General features: G+C 63.6%; 22 protein-coding genes. 20 read left to right on the top strand and 2 right to left on the bottom strand.

Features of this window, described 5'->3' with window-relative positions; genetic code table 11:
- The first annotated feature begins 131 nt into the window (after positions 1-131).
- The 4 genes from C1949_RS02095 to C1949_RS19590 all read left to right on the top strand — a co-directional run bounded on the left by C1949_RS02095 (position 132) and on the right by C1949_RS19590 (position 3736).
- On the top strand, positions 132-1202 hold the full coding sequence (locus tag C1949_RS02095) for an ABC transporter substrate-binding protein (protein WP_104736800.1): 1071 nt from the start codon (positions 132-134) through the stop codon (positions 1200-1202).
- 59 nt (positions 1203-1261) lie between these two features.
- Positions 1262-2653, top strand: a complete 1392-nt coding sequence (locus C1949_RS02090; RefSeq protein WP_104736799.1) for an amidohydrolase family protein — start codon at positions 1262-1264, stop codon at positions 2651-2653.
- Positions 2654-2662: 9 nt separating this feature from the next.
- The gene (locus C1949_RS19595; RefSeq protein WP_244908235.1) at positions 2663-3100 is read left to right on the top strand and encodes an IS110 family transposase; all 438 of its coding nucleotides are present in this window, start codon (positions 2663-2665) and stop codon (positions 3098-3100) included.
- Positions 3101-3202: 102 nt separating this feature from the next.
- Positions 3203-3736, top strand: a complete 534-nt coding sequence (locus C1949_RS19590; RefSeq protein WP_229744307.1) for a transposase — start codon at positions 3203-3205, stop codon at positions 3734-3736.
- Between the two features lie 151 nt (positions 3737-3887).
- Here the strand turns inward: C1949_RS19590 and C1949_RS19785 are convergent, their stop codons facing one another.
- Both C1949_RS19785 and C1949_RS02075 read right to left on the bottom strand, forming a co-directional pair.
- Positions 3888-4754, bottom strand: coding sequence for a rubredoxin (locus C1949_RS19785; protein WP_321349495.1), 867 nt, complete (start codon positions 4752-4754; stop codon positions 3888-3890).
- A complete protein-coding gene (locus tag C1949_RS02075) occupies positions 4751-5953 on the bottom strand; it encodes an amidohydrolase/deacetylase family metallohydrolase (protein ID WP_104736798.1) in 1203 nt (400 codons plus the stop codon). The genes C1949_RS19785 and C1949_RS02075 overlap by 4 nt, the downstream gene beginning before the upstream one ends.
- Before the next feature lie 366 nt (positions 5954-6319).
- Here C1949_RS02075 and C1949_RS02070 point away from each other — a divergent pair, with 366 nt between their 5' ends.
- From C1949_RS02070 to C1949_RS01995, 16 genes are all read left to right on the top strand, one after another.
- Positions 6320-7330 carry an ABC transporter substrate-binding protein gene (locus C1949_RS02070; RefSeq protein WP_104736797.1) on the top strand — a complete coding sequence of 337 codons (1011 nt, stop codon included), beginning with the start codon at positions 6320-6322 and terminating at the stop codon, positions 7328-7330.
- A gap of 51 nt (positions 7331-7381) precedes the next feature.
- Positions 7382-8260, top strand: coding sequence for an ABC transporter ATP-binding protein (locus C1949_RS02065; protein ID WP_229744308.1), 879 nt, complete (start codon positions 7382-7384; stop codon positions 8258-8260).
- Positions 8257-9060: an ABC transporter permease gene (locus C1949_RS02060; protein WP_104736795.1), complete on the top strand. Its 804-nt coding sequence runs from the start codon at positions 8257-8259 to the stop codon at positions 9058-9060. Before C1949_RS02065 ends, C1949_RS02060 begins: the two co-directional genes overlap by 4 nt.
- Before the next feature lies 1 nt (position 9061).
- The gene (locus C1949_RS02055; protein ID WP_104736794.1) at positions 9062-10024 is read left to right on the top strand and encodes a DMT family transporter; all 963 of its coding nucleotides are present in this window, start codon (positions 9062-9064) and stop codon (positions 10022-10024) included.
- A 229-nt stretch (positions 10025-10253) separates the two neighbouring features.
- Positions 10254-11249, top strand: coding sequence for an ABC transporter substrate-binding protein (locus tag C1949_RS02050; protein WP_088277753.1), 996 nt, complete (start codon positions 10254-10256; stop codon positions 11247-11249).
- Between the two features lie 2 nt (positions 11250-11251).
- Positions 11252-12037, top strand: coding sequence for an ABC transporter ATP-binding protein (locus tag C1949_RS02045; RefSeq protein WP_104736793.1), 786 nt, complete (start codon positions 11252-11254; stop codon positions 12035-12037).
- Positions 12027-12809: an ABC transporter permease gene (locus tag C1949_RS02040; protein WP_373289783.1), complete on the top strand. Its 783-nt coding sequence runs from the start codon at positions 12027-12029 to the stop codon at positions 12807-12809. The genes C1949_RS02045 and C1949_RS02040 overlap by 11 nt, the downstream gene beginning before the upstream one ends.
- A 57-nt stretch (positions 12810-12866) precedes the next feature.
- Complete coding sequence (locus C1949_RS02035) at positions 12867-13349, top strand: nucleoside deaminase (RefSeq protein WP_104736791.1); 483 nt, start codon at positions 12867-12869, stop codon at positions 13347-13349.
- 392 nt (positions 13350-13741) lie between these two features.
- Entirely contained in the window at positions 13742-15673 is a 1932-nt protein-coding gene (locus C1949_RS02030; RefSeq protein WP_104736790.1) for a methyl-accepting chemotaxis protein, read from the top strand.
- A gap of 155 nt (positions 15674-15828) precedes the next feature.
- On the top strand, positions 15829-16221 hold the full coding sequence (locus C1949_RS02025) for a globin (RefSeq protein WP_104736789.1): 393 nt from the start codon (positions 15829-15831) through the stop codon (positions 16219-16221).
- A 106-nt stretch (positions 16222-16327) separates the two neighbouring features.
- On the top strand, positions 16328-17293 hold the full coding sequence (locus C1949_RS02020) for an AAA family ATPase (protein ID WP_104736788.1): 966 nt from the start codon (positions 16328-16330) through the stop codon (positions 17291-17293).
- Positions 17294-17295: 2 nt separating this feature from the next.
- Positions 17296-18219, top strand: a complete 924-nt coding sequence (locus C1949_RS02015; protein WP_104736787.1) for a DUF58 domain-containing protein — start codon at positions 17296-17298, stop codon at positions 18217-18219.
- Positions 18212-18682: a DUF4381 domain-containing protein gene (locus tag C1949_RS02010; RefSeq protein WP_104736786.1), complete on the top strand. Its 471-nt coding sequence runs from the start codon at positions 18212-18214 to the stop codon at positions 18680-18682. The genes C1949_RS02015 and C1949_RS02010 overlap by 8 nt, the downstream gene beginning before the upstream one ends.
- Positions 18669-19631, top strand: coding sequence for a VWA domain-containing protein (locus C1949_RS02005; protein ID WP_104736785.1), 963 nt, complete (start codon positions 18669-18671; stop codon positions 19629-19631). Before C1949_RS02010 ends, C1949_RS02005 begins: the two co-directional genes overlap by 14 nt.
- Positions 19628-21079 carry a VWA domain-containing protein gene (locus C1949_RS02000; RefSeq protein WP_104736784.1) on the top strand — a complete coding sequence of 484 codons (1452 nt, stop codon included), beginning with the start codon at positions 19628-19630 and terminating at the stop codon, positions 21077-21079. Before C1949_RS02005 ends, C1949_RS02000 begins: the two co-directional genes overlap by 4 nt.
- Positions 21076-22248 carry a BatD family protein gene (locus tag C1949_RS01995; RefSeq protein ID WP_104736783.1) on the top strand — a complete coding sequence of 391 codons (1173 nt, stop codon included), beginning with the start codon at positions 21076-21078 and terminating at the stop codon, positions 22246-22248. The genes C1949_RS02000 and C1949_RS01995 overlap by 4 nt, the downstream gene beginning before the upstream one ends.
- Positions 22249-22279: the final 31 nt, after the last annotated feature.

Below are 22279 nucleotides of genomic sequence, written 5' to 3'. Positions count from 1 at the left end.
ACATAAAAAACTGATTACCTGGTCAGCTTTCAAAAAACCACAAGCTCAGCCCACTGAGCACTCGAACCTGAAGTCTGGGTTCGTCAACGCCCGCCCAACATTCAAAGCAGTCTAATGAACAGGGGTACTTGATGAACAAGGCAACACGTGCAGCACATTCCTCATTTCGTCAGCGCGCAGGCCAAAAGGCCATAGCAGCGCTGCTGGGTTCCGCTCTTCTGGCCATGCCGCTCGCAGCATCCGCGCTGGAAAAGGTCAGCTATCGAACCAACTGGTTTCCGGAAGCCGAGCACGGTGGCTGGTATCAGGCAGCCGTGGACGGCACCTACGAAAAATACGGTCTTGAGGTAGAACAGGAGCCGGGCGGCCCGCAGGTCAACAACCTGCAGTTGCTGCTGGCTGGCAAAGCCGATTTTGTCATGCTGCACTCCAGCGGGCAGATTCTCGAAGCCATTTCTCAAGGGCTGCCAATCGTCGCAGTCGCCGCCTTTTACCAGAAAGACCCGCAGGCCATCATGACCCACAAGGGCGTTGGCCACGACAGTCTGGAGGATCTCAAGGGCCAGCCGATTCTGTTGTCGCAGGATGCGCATCAGTCATTCTGGCCATGGCTGAAGTCGCAATATGGCTACACCGATGAGCAGATACGCCCCTATACCTTCCAGATGGGGCCGTTCATCGCCAATACCGGCGTGATCCAGCAGTGCTACATCAGCGCAGAGCCGTTCGTAGTCAAGCAGGCGGGTATCGACCCCAACCTGTTCCTGCTGTCCGACTATGGCTGGAACTCCTACTCGACCCTGATCGTCACCACCACCGATACCGTCGAGAACCGCCCCGAGCTGGTGGAATCCTTTGTCAATGCCTCGGTTGAGGGCTGGTACCGCTACCTGACTGATCCTGCGGCAACCAACATCGAGATCAACCGGCTGGATGCCAACCAAACGCCCGAGCAACTTGCCTACTCGTTCGACGCGATCACCTCACGCGCCATGCTGGTTTCCGGTGATGCGCTGGAGTTGGGCATTGGTGCCATGACCGACGCTCGCTGGAAAGACATCAGCGAACAGCTCAAGTCCCTCGACCTGCTCGACGCAGACACCGACTACACCAAGGCTTTTACCACTCGCTTCATCGGCACTGATGCGATCAAGGCGATGATGGCCGAGTATCCCGAGGCCGCTCGCGGCGCTGCCAACTAAGCACGCCCCACGCCGACGCCTTCGCGCGTCGGCTTTTTACTTCTACAGAGGCATCCGTAATGACACTTGAGGCCAATGCGCCCGCAGCCCGGCGCATCCTGACCGCCGCCATCGTTCTGCCGATGACCCCCGACAACCCGGTGCTGCAGCACGGCGCCGTGCTGGTGGAAGGCGACCGCATCGCCGCCGTCGGCCCGCTCGACGAGATTCGCACCCAGGCCCCCGAGGCCGAACTGATCGATTACGGTCAGGCCGTGCTGCTGCCCGGCCTGATCAATACCCACAGCCACTCGGGCTTTTTACGTGGTACCGCTGAAGACCTGCCGGTGTGGGATTGGCTGCGGCTGTTCATCGACCCGATGCACCGCGTACTGACCGCCGAGGACGCCGAGATCGCCTCCTGGCTGTGCTATGCCGAAAGCCTGCTGTCCGGTACTACCACTTCGGTCGACATGTGGCGCTACATGGCCGGCTCCGCCCGCGCCGCCGAAGCCCTTGGCAACCGCGTAGTGATGGTGCCTTACGTCGGCGAGGCCGAAGGCTACGACTACTTCGATACGCTCGATGACAACGAGGCGCTGATCCAGCAATGGCATGGCAAGGCCGATGGCCGCATCAACGTCTGGGTCGGGCTGGAACACATGTACTACGCCACACCGGAGGCGTGCCGCCGGGCGGTCGCCATGTGCGAGCGCTACAACACCGGTCTGCATACCCACTCCAACGAAGCGGAAGCGGAAATCGGCGAAGCCATGAAGCGCTTTGGCTGCAGCCCGATTCGCGCGCTGGAACAACTCGGCCTGCTCGAACCCGAGCGCGTGCTGCTGGCCCACTGCGTGTGGCTGGACGAGGATGAAATCGCGCTGCTGGCGGAGAAGAACATCGGCGTGGCGCACAACCCGTCGAGCAACATGAAACTGGCCAGCGGCTCGGCCCCCATCGAGCAGTTGATTGCCGCTGGCGTGGCGGTCGGTATCGGCACTGATGGCGAGAAGGAAAACAACAATCTGGACATGCTGGAGGAGATCAAGATCGCCTCGCTGCTGGCCAAACTGCGCTGCATGGATGCCGCCGCCTACGGCGCTTGGAACGTGCTGCGCAGCGCCACCATCGAAGGCGCCCGCGCCATCGGCATGGACGACCAGATCGGCTCACTGGAGCCCGGCAAGCAGGCCGACATCATCGCCGTACGCGCCGACACCCCGCGCATGACGCCGTTCCTCACCGACGGCCCGTTCATGAACGTGCACCACAATCTGGTGCATGGAGCGCTCGGTGGCGACGTCTGCATGACCATGGTCGCCGGGCGCATCGTCATGCAGGACCAGCAACTGCTCAACGGCGACCTACCGCGCTACATGAGCGACGCCGAACGCGCCTGCCGCGCCCTGCTGGAACGCCGCGCCGAATGGCTGGCCGAGCATGAGGATGGGGCGTTGTCGCCGTTGTGATGTACCGGCATGCGTTCCCACGCGGAGCGTGGGAACGATCAAACGAGGGGCCGTGCAATTTTGGCCTCGGGCACGGCGTGCCGTGCCCCTTGTATGTTGACTGTGGTTCCTGTGACCTGCGTTATCGGAATCGACATTGCCAAGCACACCTTCGACATCGCCAAGCCGCTGGAGCGCGATAAATACCGCACCAAAGCCAAACTGGCGAACTCCCCCGAAGGCTTCAAGCAATTTGACCAATGGTTAGAGAAGCATGCTGAGCCACATTGCTGGGTGCTGATGGAGGCAACGAGCGTGTACCACGAAGCGCTGGCGACGCATCTGCATCAGCAGGGCTATCAGGTCTGTGTCATCAACCCTGCACGCATCGCCAAATATGCGCAAAGCGAGCTGCGCCGGGTTAAAACCGACAAGACCGACGCCAAATTGATCGCCCGCTACGCATAGCGCCATCTGGAAGAACTGCGTCCTTGGGAGCCCGAGCCAGAGAGCATCCGTCAGCTACGCGGCCTGGTGCGTCGGCTTGCCGACCTGAAGGAGTTGGCGCAGATGGAGCGCAACCGTCTGGACGTCAGCGCAGAATCAGCCCAAGCCTCCATCCGCATTCATCTGGAGCACCTGGACGGCCAGATAGCCTTAATCAACACCGCTATCAACGACCACATCGACAATGACCCGGACCTACGAGAGCAAAAGCGGCTAATGAAGAGCATTGATGGTGTCAGTGATGGCACCACCGCCACGCTGCTGGCAGAGCTGGGCAGCCCCCTGCGATTCGACAGCGCAAGGCAGCTGGCAGCGTTCTGTGGTCTGACTCCGCGTTTGCAGGAATCTGGGATATACCGAGGCAAGTCGACCATCTCGCGCACCGGGTCAGGCCGGTTGCGCGCAGCGCTATACATGCCAGCGCTGTCGGCGATGGCCTACAACCCGGTCATCAAAGCGATGAAAGTGAGGCTGGCTGAACGCGGTAAAACTGGTCGGTTGGCCGTCTGCGCGGCCATGCGTAAGCTGCTGCACATCATCTACGGCGTACTGAAATCAGGTCAGCCGTTCGACCCGATCAGAGCGCTTGCACACTGATCAGGATGACGGTATCTACGATGTGATGTAATGCCGATCCATTTGTTTGCGTAGGGGCACAGCATGCTGTGCCCGGGTGGCGAATGTTGCTCGACAAATCATGCGCACAAAAAAGGCGACCCGAAGGCCGCCTTTTTCAGTTCCCGCTCGCTCACACGCTGAGCAAGACAAAATCATCCTTGGTTACCAGACATTCCGGGCACATCCAGTCGTCCGGGATATCCTCGAAGCGGGTGCCAGGGGCGATGCCGGAGTCCGGATCGCCGACGGTTTCGTCGTAGATCCAGCCGCACACCTGACAGATCCACTGCGGCTTGTCACTGCTCGGCAGCGCGGCGATGCTGTCGCGGGCGATGGCCTTTTCACGCAACCTGCGCTCGAAGGCCAAACGGCCTTTCTGCTCCAGTTCGAAGGCATCCCACACCCGCTTGGTGACACGCTCCTGCCGGTCAGCCGTGGTGGCGAAACGTTGTACCGCCATGCGCCCGAGGGAGACGTGAAACTTCTCGTCCGGGGTGATTTTGGCGAGCACCGCCTGAGTGGCCTCCGGGATGCGCGGCAGAATACCTTCAAAGGCATTAATCGCGCCCAGTTCCCCAGTGATGTTGTGCGCAGCAATACGCTCCAGTGTGTCGTCACCAGCTGCGTAGAACTCGCTGACCCAGGCGACCCACTCCGGTTCCGGCTTCCAGCCGTCCATCGAAGCACCGAGCGACTGCAGATGCGAGGCCAGCAGCTTATAGTGCTTGCCTTCGTCAGCGACCTGCCGGCAAAGGCCGACAAATACCTCGCTCTCGGGCGTATCACGCAGCCAGGAGCCAATGAAGCCAGCCGCTTCGCGCTCGTACCAGCACTGGAACTGCAGCCATTCGATCAGCTCCTCACGGCCAAGCGGGGCATAGCCACCAAAGCTCTGTTCCGCTTCCGACAACGCCTCGCGGCGGGCCGCCAGATCAGCCACCAACTGCTCGTAAAACTGCGTGGAATCCACCGCCGCCAGTGCGGCGACGGCCGTCACACGGCCTCCTGCAGCGCATCCGGTGCGCTCTTGAGGTCGTGCACAGCGTCATGCCAGATGCCGGCGCGCAGGCAGCCCACCGCGCGCAAGCGGCGGCTGGCTTCGATGGTTTCATGGCCGTCGCTCAACTGCACGGTACCTTCTTCGATGCGCAGCACGCTGACCTCGGCGCTGCGACCCACTTTCAGCTCACCGTATTCCTCACCACGCTTGATCGCAGCGGCGGCGTTGACGGTGTTCATGCGGATGATCTCAATCAGCGGCACGCCCAGCGCCCAGATCTTCGACATGGTGGTCGACAACGAGAATACCGGACCGTCGACGTTGAACACGTTGAGGTCAGTGGAAATGGTACTGGGCATGTAGCCGCGCTCGATCATCCGCCGTGCGGTACGGAAGTGGAAGTCACCGGCGGAGTGGCCGATGTCCAGCAGCACGCCGCGCTCGTAGGCGTCGATGAATGGCTTGGTCGGCTCACCTTGCGCATCGAGTTGACCGCCGCCGCCGCGGCAGGCGTGGGTGATGATGTCGCCCTTGCGCAGTTGATAAAGCAGCTTGTTAGTGTCCAGCACCGGGGTGTGCGGGAAGGAGCCGAGGTGAATCATGACCGGCAGGTCCGGGGCGATGGCGTGAGCGGCATCCAAGAAGGGTGAGCGGTCCGGATTGTCGGTGATAGTGGGGCGCACCTTGAAGCCGACAATCACGTCGCGATTGGCATCCACCACCGCCTTGGCGGCTTCGATATCGATATTGCGCTCGTCACCTGCGATACGCAGGTAATGGCAGATGAAACTCTTGTTGGCCAGATAGATCTGCGACGGATCCATCAGCGCGAACACCTTGGTCTTGGTATCCGGGTGGTCAATGATCGCCTTGCGCGCCAGCTCGATGATGGTGGTGCTGGCAGTGCCGGCATCGACAATCACCGGTACACCGGAGTCGACGCCCATCAGGTCGGTCGGCAGACAGAAGTCACCCAGGCCCGGGTAGCAGTGGGTGTGGATGTCGATCAGCCCCGGCGTAACCAGATGGCCGCTGACGTCGCGCACCTTGGCAGTGGGGTGATTGGCCGCCGCATTGGCGCCTACTTCGACAATGGTGCCATCCCGCACCACAACATCAGCGACGGCATCCAGCCCTGAAGCCGGGTCGAGCACCCGGCCGCCTTGCAATACCAGATATGCGGTTGACGCAGACATGGTGATTCCTCTTTCACGGATGAGAACCGTACGCCAGGGCGGCGTTATGACAGAGGAGCGTCATCTTGACTCAGGAGTCTGATCCAGGAGGTTCTCTCGGCCCGGAAATTCCCTGCCTGAGCCAAAGCAGGTTTTATACCAGTTGCCCATTTCGCCCCATTCGCAGTGGGCTTGCGACGAAATGTCGCTGTGCGTGTGCATTTGGGGTGCAGCGGTGCATGCAAAGGGCGCAATGCGGTGCACGATTTTTGCTGACCAACTGATCAGGAAATGTAAAACCGGGCCTTACAGGCATCTGGCACGGCGCTTGCTGGATAGCAAATATTGAATAACTGGTCAGCTATCACTGAATCGAAGGAGCACCACATGCGCCACTCCCGCAAGAACCTGAAGTCGTCTGCACTGCTCGGCATGGCCGGCGCCGTGCTTGCCAGCAGTCTGTCTGCGCCGTTGATGGCCGCCGACCTGGAGCACGTTGTCTTCGGCACCAACTGGTACGCCCAGGCCGAGCACGGCGGTTTCTATCAGGCCAAGGCCACCGGTCTGTATGAAAAATACGGTCTTGATGTCTCTATCGAGATGGGCGGCCCGCAGGTCAATGGCATGCAGCTGCTGGTGGCTGGCAAACGCGACTTCTCCATGGGTTACCCGATCGGCAACGTCAAAGCCGTGATGGAAGGCCTGCCGGTAAAAACCGTGGCTGCCGCCTTCCAGGGTGACCCGCAGGCGCTGATCGCCCACTCGGACGTGACCTCGCTTGAGCAGATCAAGGAGCGCAACATGCCGGTCTACATCGCGGCATTTGCCAACACCACCTTCTGGCCCTGGCTGAAATCCAAGTACGGCTACACCGACGACATGATCCGCCCGTATACCTTCAGCGTGGCGCCGTTCCTGGCTGACGACAGCATCGTTCAGCAGGGCTATCTGTCCTCCGAGCCCTTCGCGATGGAACAGGCCGGCGTGAAGCCCTCCGTGTTCCTGCTGGCTGACTACGGCTATCCGGCCTACGCAACCACCATCGAAACCACCGACCAGATGATCGAGCAAAACCCCGATCTGGTCCGTCGCTTCGTGCAGGCAAGCATGGAAGGCTGGGCCAGCTACTTCAAGGATCCGGCACCGGGTAACGCCCTGATCAAGGAAGCCAATCCGGAAATGACCGACGAGCAGATTGCCTACGGCATCGCCAAGATGCAGGAGTACGGTCTGGTCACCGGTGGTGACGCAGCTACCCGCGGTATCGGCGTAATGACCGACGCCCGCTGGGCCAAGCTGTATGACTTCATGCTCGAAGCCGGTCTGACCACCGAGGACCTGGACATTCACAGCGTCTACAGCCTCGACTACCTGCCCGCCGAACCCGTTCTGCCCTGATTCTTTTTACCAGCTGGCGGCCCGCCTGCGGGCCGCCCACGGGAGACCCGCATGACTTCCTCAAGAGTGACGCCTATCAAGCCCGGCCCCCAAACGGAGCCGATGGCCGACGCGGACAACAGCGACGGCAGCACCAGCTCACGCCCGGTACTGCAGGTCGAAGGCGTCAACAAGATTTACGCCAACGGCACCGTTGCCCTGAAAGGGGCGGACCTGACTGTCCGCCAGGGCGAATTCGTCAGCCTGCTCGGCCCCTCAGGTTGCGGCAAGAGCACCCTGCTGCGGATTATGGCCGGCCTTGGTGAGGTAACCACCGGCACCGTCAGGTTCTGGGAACAGGGCATTGATGTAGTTGGCGACAAGGGCCGCAAGCTGGCCTTCGTGTTTCAGAACGCGACCCTGATGCCCTGGGCACGGGTGCGCAACAATGTACGCCTGCCGCTGGACCTGGAGCACCAGAGCGGCGCAGACGTGGAGCGCAAGATTGACGACGCGCTCGAAATGGTCGGCCTCAAGGGCTTCGACAATGCCTTCCCGCGGGAGCTGTCCGGCGGCATGCAGATGCGTGCCTCGATTGCCCGCGCCATGGTCACCGAACCCAACCTGCTGCTGATGGACGAACCCTTCGGCGCGCTTGATGAGATGACCCGCAACAAGCTCAACGACGACGTGCTCAAGCTCTGGCAGAAAAACGGTTGGACCATCGTCTTCGTTACCCACAGCGTCTACGAGGCGGTCTATCTGTCCAGCCGGGTGGTGGTGATGGCCGCTCGCCCTGGCCGCATCGTCGACGACATCAGCATCGATCAACCCTTTCCGCGCAGTGCCGACTTCCGCGTCTCGACCGAATTTGCCGGCTACTGCCGTCAGGTGTCGCAGGCGCTGGAACGCGCCAGCGCGATGGGTCAGCCACAGGAGATCAAGGCATGAGCACGCCGCTGATCCACAACGAGACCTTCGTCAAGGTCGCCGCGCCGCTCGCTGTTGGCGTGCTGTTTCTGCTGTTCTGGGAAATCGCCGTGCAGGCGCTGGAAATGCCCAAGTACATCCTGCCGGGGCCGGCGGAGATCTTCAAAGCCCTGATCAGTGACTGGAGGCCGCTGCTCGGCGCGCTCTTCATCACCCTCAAGGTGACCTTCCTGGCGTTCGCCATCGCCGTGGTGCTGGGTGTCGCGGCATCACTGCTGTTCGTGCAAAGCAAATGGATTGAGCTGAGCCTGTTCCCCTACGCGGTGCTGTTGCAGGTAACGCCGGTGGTGGCGATTGCGCCGCTGATCATCATCTGGGTGGACGACACCACCTGGGCGCTGACGGTCTGCTCGGTGATCATTGCCATCTTCCCGATCATCTCCAACACGACTCTGGGCCTGCGCAGCGTTGATCCCAACCTGCTCAGCATGTTCCGCATGTACCGCACCAGCCGCTGGCAGGAGCTGACCCGTCTGCGCATTCCGGGCGCGCTGCCGTACTTCTTCGGCGGCCTGCGCATCAGCTCGGGGCTGGCGCTGATCGGTGCGGTCGTCGCCGAGTTCGTTGCCGGTACCGGCGGGGCCAAGGCCGGGCTGGCCTACATGATCCTGCAATCAGGCTACAACCTGCAGATTCCGCGGATGTTCGCCGCGCTGCTGCTGATTACCCTGACCGGCATCGCGCTGTTTGCGCTGATGGTCTGGCTGTCCGACCGCGCGCTGCGCAACTGGCACGAAAGCGCCCTCGAAGTGGAGCACTGAGGTGGCGCGGTCACCGGCCGCCGGGCACACCGGCGGCCACAGCTACGCCTTCGGCCTGGGCTACCTGCTGCTGTGCTTCAACGCCCTCGGCTGGGGGCTGAATTTTCCGATCCTCAAGCTTGGGCTGGCCAACAGCCCGCCGATGCTGTTCACCTGCATGCGCATGGCGCTGGGCACGGTGGCGATGTTCATCATCGCCGCCGCGCTCGGTGTGTTGCGCCTGCCTCGACGGGCCGACCTGCCGGTGCTGCTGTCGGTCGGCGTGTTGCAGAACATGGCCTTCATCACTCTGGTGACCCTCGGCGTGCAATACCTGCCGGCGGGGCGAGCGGCGATTCTGGCCTATACCACGCCGATCTGGGTGGTGCCGGCGGCAGCGCTGTTTCTCGGTGAGCGCTTTACCCTGCCGCGCGCCATCGGCGTCGGCCTGGGGCTGGCCGGCCTGCTGACCGTGTTCAACCCCTTGAGCATCGACTGGAGCAACCACGAGGTGTTTATCGGCGGCGGCTTGATCATGCTCGGCACCATCCTCTGGACCGCCGGGCTGATTCATGTGCGCCGGCATCACTGGCAGGGCGACGTGCTGTCGCTGATCCCCTGGCAATTGCTGACCTCGGTGTTGGCGCTATTGCCGCTGGCGTTACTGGTAGAAGACCCGGGGCAGATCGACTGGCAGCCGGACTTCATCTGGATGCTGATTTTCAGCGGGCCGATTGCCTCCGGCATCTGCGTTGCGGCGCAGGTGGCAGCGATTCGCTCCCTGCCCGCGGTCAGCCTGTCACTCAGCTCGGCCTCGGTACCGGCAGTCGGCATGCTCTCGGCTGCCTGGTTCCTGCATGAGGTACCCACACCAAGCGACCTGACCGGCTTTGCGCTGATCGCACTGGGCATTCTGATCGTGGGCCTGGCAGATCGCCGCCTTGCCCTGCGCAGCCGCAAGGTCGCCCCGGACCCGTCCGGCTGAGAACGCACGAGACTGGTTCACGCCGCACCAAAAACGCGCGGCGCCCTGGTCAGGAATTCAGGTGCACCGCCGGCCAAGCCCGTGACAGAGCAATAAGACCCTGAAAATACGGGGTTTTCAGCCAATTTCCGACATTTCCGAAAGCTGGCCCGCAACTTGCTGAATAGAAATAAAACCTGCCCAACTGGTCAGGATAAAAAGCCAAGCACATCACTCTGGAGAATGACTCATGTTGAAAAAAGCGTCCGGCGTTCTGGCGATGGTCATCGCCATGTCTGCCAGCGGGTTCGCCGCTGCAGCCGACAAGGTTACCTACCAACTGGACTGGCTGCCGGGGGGCGACAAGGCTCCGGTCTACGCCGGTATCCAGCAAGGCTTCTTCGCCGACGAAGGGCTGGAAGTCACCGTTGCCAGTGGTCGCGGCTCCACTGATGCCATCACCAAGATCGCCACCGGCCAGGCTGACATCGGCAGCGCCGATATCGGCGCCCTGATGGCCGCCCGCGCGCAGGACACCGTGCCGGTCAGCGCCGTCTACATGATCTTCAACCAGGGCCCGCACGCCTTCTTCGCGCTGTCCGACAGCGGCATCAACAGCTTCACCGACATCGCTGGCAAGAAGGTCGCAACCTCGCCGTTCACCTCCTCCAACGCATTTCTGCCGCTGGTGCTGGAAGCCAACAGCATGCCCGCCGATTCGGTCAGCCTGACCAAGTCCGACCCGGGTGCCCTGGGTCCGATGCTGGTCACCGGCAACACCGACGCGATCATCGCCTGGGTCACCAACATCGCGCTGTTCAAGCAGCAGGCCGCTGCCGCCGGCAAGGACATAAACGTGATCCGCTGGTCGGATGCCGGCCTGTCGCTGTACAGCTCCGCCGTTGTTGCTGCAGACAAGTTCCTGACCGAGCGCCCGGACGTTGCCAAGCGCTTCATGCGCGCCTATGACAAGTCCCTGCGCTTCACCCACGAGCACCCGGAACTGGCTGCCGCCGATCTGCACACCATGGTGCCGGAAGTCGACGCCGCGGTTGCCACCGCGCAGATCGCCGACTCCATGCCGCTGACCTTCAACGAGATCAGCGAAGCCGACGGTCTGGGCACCATGACCCCCGAGCGCATCGCTTCCACCTGGGAGTGGGTCGCCAAGGCCAACGAGCTGAGTGTTGACTCGCTGGATCCGGAAACCATCGTCAACCGCGACTTCATGCCTGTAGCGGAGTAACCATGGAGCACACTAGCGAACGCGCTTTCGTGCGGATGTCAGGGGTCGGTCATCGCTATGACCCGACCCCCGGCAGTCCGATGGCGGTGCAAAACATCGACCTCGACATCAACCGCCACGAGTTTGTGGCGGTCGTAGGCCCCTCCGGTTGCGGCAAGTCCACCTTGCTGCGCATGGTGTCGGGTCTGCTGGTTCCAAGCGAAGGCACAGTCAGCGTCTTCGGCAAGCAGGTAGACGGCCCCCGTGACGACGTTGGCATCGTGTTTCAAAAGCCGACCCTGCTGCCGTGGCTGACTGTTCGCAAGAATGTGCTGTTCCCGCTCAAGCACAAGTTTGGTCGCTACTCGCCCCAGGACGAGAAGCGCGCCAACGAACTGCTGGCGATGGCCGGTCTGGAGGCCTTCGCCGACAAGATGCCGGACGAACTGTCCGGCGGTATGCAGCAGCGGGTCGGCATTGTCCGCGCGCTGCTGCTCAACCCCGATATTCTGCTGATGGACGAACCGTTCTCGGCACTGGATGCAATGACCCGCGAGCAGATCGGCTTCGATCTGCTGAAAATATGGGACGAAAATCCGAAAACCGTGCTGTTTATCACCCACTCGATCTCCGAGGCGGTGCTGCTCGCCGACCGCGTGCTGGTGATGAGCAAGCGGCCGGGCAGCGTGCTCGATCTGATCGAGGTCGACCTGCCCCGTCCGCGCAGCGCGAATACCATCAAATTGCCCCGCTTCAGTGAGCTGACTGACCGCATAAGGAAACACATCTATGAGCCAGATGCCCACTGACGCCGCCGCGCGTCGCGCGCTGCTGTTGAACCTGTCGCCGTGGCTGTTCTTTGTCGGCCTGATCGTGCTTTGGGAACTGGTCTGCCGCGTCTTCGAGCTGCCGACCTACGTGCTGCCGGCACCGAGCGAGATCGCCAAGGCGTTCTTCGACGTCGAATTCAGCCGCTGGATGATGCACCTGTGGGCGACCCTGCGGGTGGCGCTGATGGGCTTTGCCCTGTCGATCGTGATCAGCATTCCGCTGGCCATCGCGATGATGCGCTCGGAGCTGCTCTCGCGCACCCTGTATCCGATGCTGGTGGTAGTGCAATCCACCCCGGTGGTCGCAGTGGCGCCGCTGATCATCGTCATGATGGGCTCGGACGATCCGTCACGGGTGCTGATCACCTGCCTGCTGACCTTCTTTCCGCTGGTGGTCTCGACCGCCACCGGGATCAACGAGACGCCGGCCGAACTGATCGAACTGAGCCGCTCGCTGGACGCACCGACCCGCCGGGAAACCTGGCAGATCCGCATTCCCTATGCGATCCCGCACATTTTCAGCGGTCTCAAGGTGGCGATCACCCTGGCGATCATCGGCGCGGTGGTGGCGGAGTTTGTCGCCGCCGAAGAAGGGCTCGGTTACTTCATCCAGTTCTCGACCTCGTTCTTCAAGATTCCGCAGGCCTTTGCCGGACTGTTCTTCCTCGCCGCCGTCAGCCTGTTGCTGTTCAAGTCGGTGCAGTGGACCCAACAGATTTTCTTCGCCTGGAGCCTGCCGAAGAAGAAGTGATAACAGCCGGCGGTGCCTGCGCCGCCGGCCTTCAAGATACAAGCAAGGACACCCCCCGTGAGTCATACCGAACGCGATATTCATTTTCTGCGTGAAAGCTTCCGCCTGGCCGAAGAAGCCGGCAAACAAGGCATCCACCCGTTCGCCGCCATTCTGGTCGACGCCGACGGCAACGTGCTGATGGAGCAGCTGAACGCCTTTCTGCCCGATCACGACATGACCGGCCACGCCGAACGGGTGCTGATGACCCGCGCCAATACCACCTACAGCCCCGAGGTGCTGGCTGGCTGCACCATGTACACCAGCGCCGAACCCTGTGCCATGTGCTCCGGCGCGGTCTACTGGGCCGGCGTTGGCCGGGTGGTCTACGGCGCCAGCGAAAAGCGCCTCAAGGACATGACCGGCAACCATCCGGAAAACCCGACGCTGGATCTGCCATGCCGTACGGTATTCGAGTCAGGCCAGCGCAGCGTCGAGGTAATCGGCCCGCTGCTGGAGGAAGAATCCATCCGCGTCCATGAAGACTTCTGGAAAGACTGATTATCGGGGCTGCAGGCGACTCTCCCGGCTCATCTGCCACCGCAGCCCCTCTACCTCCCCCTGACCGTTGCCCATCCGCAGGCCTAGGGAAGCACTGATCAATTCCACATGCCCTCTGGCGTTCAGGCTGGGCTGCAATCAAGGCGTGGTTTCGAAGGCATGTCTGGACCTGTCGAGAAATCACAACGCAGAGTGCGGCCAAGCCTGAACGCCCCGTAGGGCGAGCGCTCAAGCATGCATCTACTGCGTTGCGCTGCTTGCCAATAGAACCACTATTGGCCGCACATCGCGCCTTGCATCTGCATGCTTGAGCACTCGCAGAGGGCGTGTGGAATTGATCAGTGCTTCCCTAGCACCTGCGGCGACGGTCAGGCTTTGTCGAGAGTAAGCCTGTGACCCTTTGGAAACGCAGTATTCAATGGCAGCTGATCATCAGTATGGGCGCCGCGCTGGGCGTCACCACCCTGATTGTGGTGCTGATCTACTCCTCGGTGCTACGGCAGATGACCGAGCGCTATCTGATCAATCAGGCATTGCCCGCGCAGGTCAGCGCCATTCGCAACGACCTGGAACGCACCCTGGCCGGACCGATTTCGGCGACCGAGGCCATCGCTGGCAACAGCCTGGTGCAGGACTGGCTGGCCTATGGCGAGAACCCGATCCGGATGAGTGCCTTCGCCCGCTATCTGGATGGCGTCAAGCAGCAGCAGAACGCACTCACCACCAGCATCGCCGTGCTGGAAAGCGGCAACTTCTACTCCGAGCAGGGCCAAGTCCGGGTACTCGACCGCAACAACCCGGCAGACCGCTGGTTTTATGCATTGGTCGACGGCGACCAGGATCAGGTCGCCTCAATTGACACCGACAAGACCTCGGGCCTGCCGACGCTGTTCATCAATCAGCGTATTGCCCTCAAGGACAAGACCCTTGGCGTCGCCGGTCTGGGCTACAGCCTGCAGAGCCTGTCGGAGCTGATCGGCGGCTTTCAGTTTGGTGAGCGCGGCGTGGTCTTCTTGGTCGGCGCCGATCAGCAGGTCAAGGTCCACCCCAACGCCAGCTTCAACGACAGCCGCAGCCTCAGTGACCTGACCAGCCCGGAGGCCGCTAGCGCACTGCGTGTGGCCGGTAGCGACGCGGTGCACTTTCAGCGTGATGGCGAAGCCTGGCTGGCCAACGCGCAACCGCTGCAACGGCTTGGTCTGACCCTCGTCAGTCTGGTGCCGGAAGACGAAATCTACGCCGAAGCCCGCGCCGCGCTGCTGCGCACCAGCCTGATCGCAGGTGCCGTGGGACTGCTCGCACTGGCGCTGATGGCGCTGCTGGTACGCGGCCTGGTGCAACCACTGCGTCGGGTGTCGCAAGCACTCGCGGCGATCTCGGCCGGCGGCGGCGACCTGAACGCACGGCTGGATGACAAGCGTGACGACGAACTGGGCGAGTTGGCCCGCGGCTTCAACGCCTTCGTCGCCAGTCAGCGCCAGCTGATCAGCGATGTGCTTACCACCAGTCGTCAGCTGAGCAGCGCCGTAACCCAGGTGACACAGGTAATCGACAACACTGCCGAGCGCGCCGGGCGCCAGCACGAAATGACCGACCTGGTCGCTACCGCTGCCCACGAAATGGGTCTGACCGTGCAGGAGATCGCGCGCAATGCCAACAGCGCTGCGCACAGCTCCAGCGCCGCGCAGGCCGAAGCGGTCGAGGGCAGGGCCGTGGTTGGTCGCTCAATCGAGGCGATCGAGCGCATGTCCGCCGACATTGGCCGCGCCGCCGACTCAGTGATCGAACTGGCCGACCAGGTCACCTCCATCGACCGGGTGCTGACGGTGATTCGCAGCGTTTCCGAGCAGACCAATCTGCTGGCGCTGAACGCCGCCATTGAAGCGGCGCGGGCAGGGGAGTCGGGCCGCGGCTTTGCCGTGGTCGCCGACGAGGTGCGCACCCTGGCCAGCCGCACCCAGGCCTCGACCGACGAAATCCAGCAGATGATCGAGTCGCTCAAGAGTCGCGCCGAGCAGGCGGTTAGCGCCATGCGCGCCGGGCAGGACGCGACCGCCAGCGGGGTGGAAGCCAGCCGCACGGCCGGTGAGTCGCTGCAGACCATTGCCGGCCAGGTGGAACAGATCAGCGACATCAACCACCAGGTCGCCACCGCTACCGAGGAGCAGTCCAGCGTCACCGAAGAGGTCACCCGCAACGCGCAGAGTATCGCCGACCTCGCCCACGCCACCGCCAACGAAGTACGCGCCTGTCAGGCCGATTGTCAGGCGCTGGCCCAGCTGGCAGTCAGTCTGCGTCAGCAGATGGAGCGCTTCCAACTTTAGGCGGATTGACTTTTCAGCACGGGTGCCGGGGCCGGCCGACGGACTGTAACCCGCGTCACAGAGCGGCGCGAGGTCAAAACGCCAGCAGCGAGCAAAGCTCGCCAAGCTGGTAGACTTACGCCCCCGCGTCACCCCGCCGCACCTGAAGGAGCACCATGAACGCCCCTGACATTGTCATGCAGAGCTACGGCCGCTGCTGCGCCTCGGCCACTTTTTTCGATGACTTCTACCAGCAGTTCCTGCAGAGCTCACCGGAAGTCCGTGCCAAATTCACCAATACCGACATGCCGGCGCAGAAACTGCTGCTGCGCCAGGGCATCCTCAACCTGGTGCTGTTCGCCCGCGGGCTGCCGCCCACCAAGCTGCAGGCGCTGGCAAAATCGCATTCGCGCGAAAACCTCGACATCCAGCCGCACCTGTACAACTACTGGGTCGATGCCCTGATCAACACGGTTGAACAGCACGACGGGCAAGCCAGCATGGAGACCCGCCAGGCCTGGCGTGAAGTGTTGGCCAAGGGCATTGAGGTCATTCAGTCCGGATATTGAGCCAACAGCACAATGGCAGCGACAGATAGCAGATTGTCATAAAAAGCCATGCAACATTTTCGTCAGCGCTCTAGGATCGTGACAGACATGCACCCTGGAGTCCTGAATGGACAACCTAGAACAATTCCAACAACTTGGTGTGCAGCTGGCTCATGGCATTCTCGGTCAACAGGCGTTGATCGAGGGGCTGCAGCTGGCGCTGCTCGCTGACGGCCATCTGCTGGTCGAAGGGCTGCCCGGCCTGGCCAAAACCCGCGCCATCAAGCAGCTCGGCCACTCCCTTGAGGCCGACTTCGTCCGCCTGCAGTTCACCCCGGACCTGCTGCCCTCGGACATCACCGGCGCCGAGCAATACCTCGGCGAGCTGGGGCAAGGTCACCTGACCTTTCGTCCTGGCCCGTTGTTCGCCAATCTGGTACTCGCCGACGAGATCAACCGTGCCCCGGCCAAGGTTCAGTCCGCGCTGCTGGAAGCGATGGAAGAGCGCCAGGTCACGGTTGCCGGGCAGCGCCACCCGCTGCCGGAGCTGTTTCTGGTCATGGCGACCCAGAATCCGGTCGAACAGGAAGGTACCTACCCGTTACCCGAAGCCCAACTCGACCGCTTTCTCATGCACCTGACGGTTGACTATCCGGACGAACAGTCCGAACTGGCGATGCTGCAGCTGGTGCGCGGTGAACACGACCGCGGCAGCCCGGCCGAGCAGCCGAAAATGGCGCAGGCGACCGTGCTGGCCGCTCGCCACGAGGTTGACCGGATTCACGTCAGCCCGGCCATTGAGCAGTACATCGTCGATCTGGTGCGCGCCACCCGCCAACCCGAACGCTTCGATCCAGCGCTGGCCGGGCAGGTCGAAGTCGGCGCCAGCCCGCGTGGCGCCATCGCGCTGGATCGGGTTGCCCGTGCCCGCGCCTGGCTGCGCGGTGGCGACTTCGTGCTGCCCGAAGACGTGCAGCAGGCGGTGCTGCCGGTACTGCGCCACCGACTGATTCTGTCCTACCGAGCGCAAGCAGGTGGCATGACCGCCGATGCGCTGCTGCAGCGGTTGCTGCAGTTGGTGGCTGTCGCCTGACCATGCAGCCGTCGTCGGCCGCCTACGTCGACCTGGAACAACTCAGTGCGCTGCGCGAGCAGGCCCGGGGGCTGCCGCTGCACGCCCGTCAGGTGGCGGCCAGTGTACTCTCGGGCCGCCATGAAACCCGGCTGCGCGGTCGCGGCCTGTCGTTCGAGGAGCTGCGCCCCTACTGGCCCGGTGACGACGCCCGATTAATCGACTGGAAGGTGACCGCCAGGCTGCGCCGGCCATTTCTGCGGCTGTACAGCGAGGAACGCGACCAGCCGGTGCTGCTACTGGTCGACCAGCGCATGAACCAGTTCTTCGGCAGCCGCCGGACGACCAAGTCGGTACTGGCCGCCGAAGCCGCCGCGCTGTTCGGTTGGGCCGCGCTGCAGCGCCATGACCGGGTCGGCGCGTTGCTATTCAACGATGAAACCATCGAGGAACTGCGGCCCGCGCGCGGCAACCGCGCCTTCATGCACCTGCTCGGCCGTCTGTGCGACCTCAACCAGCAACTCCATGCACGTCACCACGGCGACAACCCGCAGGCGCTCAACGCCATGCTCGAACGCACCCGCCGACTGGCTGGCAAGGATCACCTGCTGATCCTGATCAGCGATTTCAACGGCCTGAACGACGAAACCCACGACCTGCTGGCAGCGCTGCGGCGACACAACGATCTGCTGCTGTGCTGGACCCAGGACCCGCTGCTGATCGAGCTGCCGAGCGGCGGTGAACTGCTGGCCAGCGACGGCGATCTGCAGATGCGCCTGAACCTGGACAGCAGCAGCCAACGCGAGACCTTGCAGCGCCTGCACCGGCAGCGCCAGCAGCAGATTCTCGACTGGCCGGCCGGGCTGCGCATTCCGGTGCTGCCGTTGTCGGCGGCGGAGCCCGCTGCGGACCAGCTGCGCGCGCTGCTCGGAGGCGAGCATGGCTGATCTGGTCATCCCGCCATTGCACGATGTGGCCCTGCCACCGCCGATTTCGCCCTGGCCACCGGCCCCCGCAGCCAGCACCATGCTGATCCTGCTGGCGATGGTCGCGCTATGGCTGCTGCTGCGCCGCTACCAGCGCTACCGGCAGAACGCCTACCGCCGGCAGGCCCTGCGCCAGCTCGACCGGTTGCAGGCCAGCTGCAGGCAACACCCCGAACAACTCCAGCAACTCCCCCGACTGCTGCGCCACACCGCGCTGCAGATCTGGCCGCGCGAGCACGTCGCCAGCCTGCACGGCGACGCCTGGCTGCAGCGGCTGGAGCAGCAGAGCGACCGCCCGCTGCCTGCTGAACTGGGCGCGCTGGCCTATTGGCCCACCGAACGCTGCACCAGCCTCAGTGAGCAGGCTCGCGTCCGGCTGTTCGAGCACAGCCGCTACTGGATTCAACACCATGTACGTCCTTGACCTGCCCTGGTTGCTGCTGTTGTTGCCGCTGCCCTGGCTGCTACAACGCTGGCTGCCCGGCACCCGACAACGCCAGGACGCGCTGCGACTGCCTTTCTTCCACCAACTGGCAGGCCCGCTTGGGCTGACCCCGGCCAACGCCGCCGGCAGCAGCGCCGGACTGCTGGCAACCCTGCTGGAAGCACTGGCCTGGTGCCTGCTGGTGCTGGCACTGGCCGCCCCCAGCCGGCTGGAACCGCCGCTGGTCAAGCAACAGCCGCTGCGTGACCTGTTACTGGCGGTAGATGCGTCGATGTCGATGGCGAACACCGACACCAGCGACGGACGCACCCGGCTGCAGGCGGTGCAGCAGGTGGTCGATGACTTTGTTCAGCGCCGCGCCAGCGACCGTCTCGGCCTACTGGTATTCGGCGATCAGCCCTACACCCAGACCACTTTCACCCAGGATCACGCCACCCTGCGCCAGCTGCTGGCCGAGCTGCAGCCGGGCATTGCCGGGCCGCGTACCGCACTGGGCGACAGCATCGGCCTGGCCATTCGTCTGTTTCGGCAGAGCCAGAGCCCGGAGCGGGTGATGATCCTGCTCAGCGACGGCAGCGATACCAGCAGCCGCAAGTCACCGGACGACGCCGCGCTGGTCGCCCGCGATCAAGGCATTGTTATCCACAGCATCGGCTTCGGTGACCCCAACGCCGAGGGCGAGCAACGGCTCGATGCCGAACAGCTGCAGCGCATTGCCGCTATTACCGGCGGGCGCTACCTGCACGCCAGCAACCAGCGCGAGCTGGCGGCCGCCTTCGACGCGCTCGACCGGCTGACCCCGCAACTGCAGCAACGGCTCGAATTCCAGCCGCGTACGCCGTTGTACTGGTATCCGCTGGCCGCGATGATTGCAGTGCTGCTGCTGCGCCTGCTGCTGAGTCTGCCGTTACCACGGAGGGCGGCATGATCGACTGGCTGCCGCTGCACTTTCTGCGTCCGCTCTGGCTGCTCGCGCTGCCGCCCTTGCTGCTGCTCGGCTGGTGGCTGCGCCGCACCCGCTTAAAAGCCAGCTGGCAGCGGCTGATTGCGCCGCAACTGCTGCCGTTTTTGCTGGTCCCCGGCGGGCGCAGTAGCGGCAGCAGCGCGGCACTGGTCAGCATATTGTTGCTGGCCTGCCTGGCAGCTGCCGGCCCGACCTGGGACCGCGAAGCGCCGCCCTTTGCCGAGCGCCATGCGCCGTTGCTGATCGCACTCAACCTGAGCACCGACATGAATCAGCGCGAGCGCGGCGTATCACGGCTTGAGCGCGCCAGATTGAAGATCCACGACCTGCTCGCCCAGCGTCCCGGCGCCCGTCACGCACTGCTCGCCTATGCCGGCAGTGCGCATCTATTGCTACCGCCCACCGACGATGCGGCACTGTTCACGCTCTACCTCGACAGCCTGAGTACCGACCTGATGCCCCGCCTCGGTCGCAACACCGCTGCGGTGCTGGAGCAGATGGACCAGCTGCAGGCCAGTGCCGAGCAACCCTACCTGCGCCTGCTGGTCACCGCCGATGTGGAATCCGGCGCAGAGGCTGCGCTGGCCGCCAGCCACAGTCTGCTCTGGGACGCCGGCGGCGACAGCAGCGAACTGGCCGCCCGGCTCGACTCTCCGGTGATCAAGATGCGTGACGATGACAGTGATCTGCCGGCCCTGCTACGCGCCCTCGACGCCAGTCAGCGGCTGGCCCGGCAGGCCGATCCCGACAGCCGCTGGCATGACCGTGGCTGGTGGCTGCTCTGGCCAATCGCGGTGCTACTGCTACTGCGCCTGCGTCGCGTCGCCCCGGCGCTGATATTGTTGCCGTTGTTGTTACCCAGTCACGGCGAGGCCGCCGAGCTGGAGCTGTGGCGGCTCTGGCGCAGCGAACAGCAACAGGCCATGCAGCTGTATCGCCAGGGTAACTACAGCGAAGCCGCAGCGCTGTTCAGCGATCCACGCTGGCGCGGCGTCGCGCTGTACCGCGCCGGTGACTGCGAGGCCGCACTGGCCGCCTTCGAGCAGGGCATCAGCGCCGAGGACTACTACAACCAGGGTAACGCCCTCAGCTGCAAACAGCGCTACGGTGAGGCCGTCGAGCGTTACCAGCTGGCATTGGCCCAGCGGCCACAATGGCAGGAGGCGCAGGACAACCTGGAGCGCGCCCTGCTGCTGATCGCCGTGCAGCGGCAGCAGCAGGGCAAGGACGGAGACATGGACCCGGATGAAATCCGCTACGATCTGGAGCGCAAGCGCAACGGTGCGGCGACCGAGCAGCAGAGCCGAGAGCAGCAGACCGAACTTTGGCTGGACAACCTCAAGGCCAGCCCGGCTGGCTATCTCAAACGGCGCATGCTGATGCAGCTGGCACCAGCGGAGCCGTCACCATGAAGCCCTATCTGCTACTCGGCCTACTGCTGCTGACGCTGCCCGCGCTGGCCGCCGAGCCACGGCTGCAATGGCAGAGCAACGCCGACGCAGGCCTGCACAGCGGACAGGGGCTGGAGCTGCAACTGCAGCTACTGGTCCCGAGCTACTTCCTTGCCGCCCCGCAGTTCCCGATCCTGCAGCTGGACGAACACCACCAGGCCGCCCCCGAGGCCAGCCGCAACCTCAGCCCCCGCATCGACGGCCACAGCTGGGCCGGCATAGAGCGCACCTACCACTTTGCACCACTGCCACCCGGCGACTATCAGCTGCAGCCGGGCCAGATCACCGTGCGCTACGCTGACGAACAGCGCCAGCCACGCGAACAGACACTCAAGCTGCCCGCACTGCACTTTGTCGTCAACGCTGGTCCGGCGCAGGCGGATTCATCACTACCCGCGCAGCTGCGGCTGACCGAGAGCTACACCCCGGTGCGCAGTGAGTGGCAGGTTGGCGACATTCTGCTGCGCCGCCTGCGCATCGAGCTGGATGACGTCGGAACCCTGCTCCCGCCTGAGCTGCCGCAGGCCCCGGTGCCCGGCACGCGGATCTATCGCAGCCCGCCGCGGCTGGACCAGCAGGGCGAGCGGGTTATCCAGCGCTACGTGCGTGAAGAAGACGTACGCTATCTGCTGCTCGAAAGCGGTACGCTGGAAATCCCGGCGCTGACCCTGCAGTGGCGCGACACCCGCAACGGCCAGCTATTGCAGTTGAGTCTGCCGGCACGGCGTCTGCAGGTTGGCGCGCCAGCCGCAACAACGGCGCCGACGGTCAGCGCCTGGCAACATCTGGCGCTGATTGCAGCGGTCATCGCGCTGCTCGCCAACGCACTGGTCTGCTCGGCTCAAGGCACCCGTTGGCAACGCAAGCGCGCGCTGATGCGGGACTTAGGTCGCGGCCAGCCAACGGCCGTCCTTCATGCACTGCAGCGCTGGCTGGCGAGCCTGCCGGCGTCGCAGCGCGCCGACATCCTTGAACAGTTGGCTGCGCCTGTTGCCGCGCTGCAGGCCGCCTGCTACGGCACGGCGAGTGACTGGCAGCCAGACGACCTGCGGCGGGCGCTGCGGCGCCTGCATATGTCACCAGCCAAAGCCACCGGGCAGAGCGCCGCCGACTGGCGTCTCAACCCCTGAAACGACAACGCCCGGGCACAGGGCCCGGGCG

Origin of the sequence: Halopseudomonas oceani, assembly GCF_002903165.1 — a bacterium.
GTDB classification, from domain to species: Bacteria; Pseudomonadota; Gammaproteobacteria; order Pseudomonadales; family Pseudomonadaceae; genus Halopseudomonas; species Halopseudomonas oceani.
The sequence above is the reverse complement of the archived record's forward strand: the minus strand, read 5'-3'. Positions and strand labels throughout refer to the sequence as shown.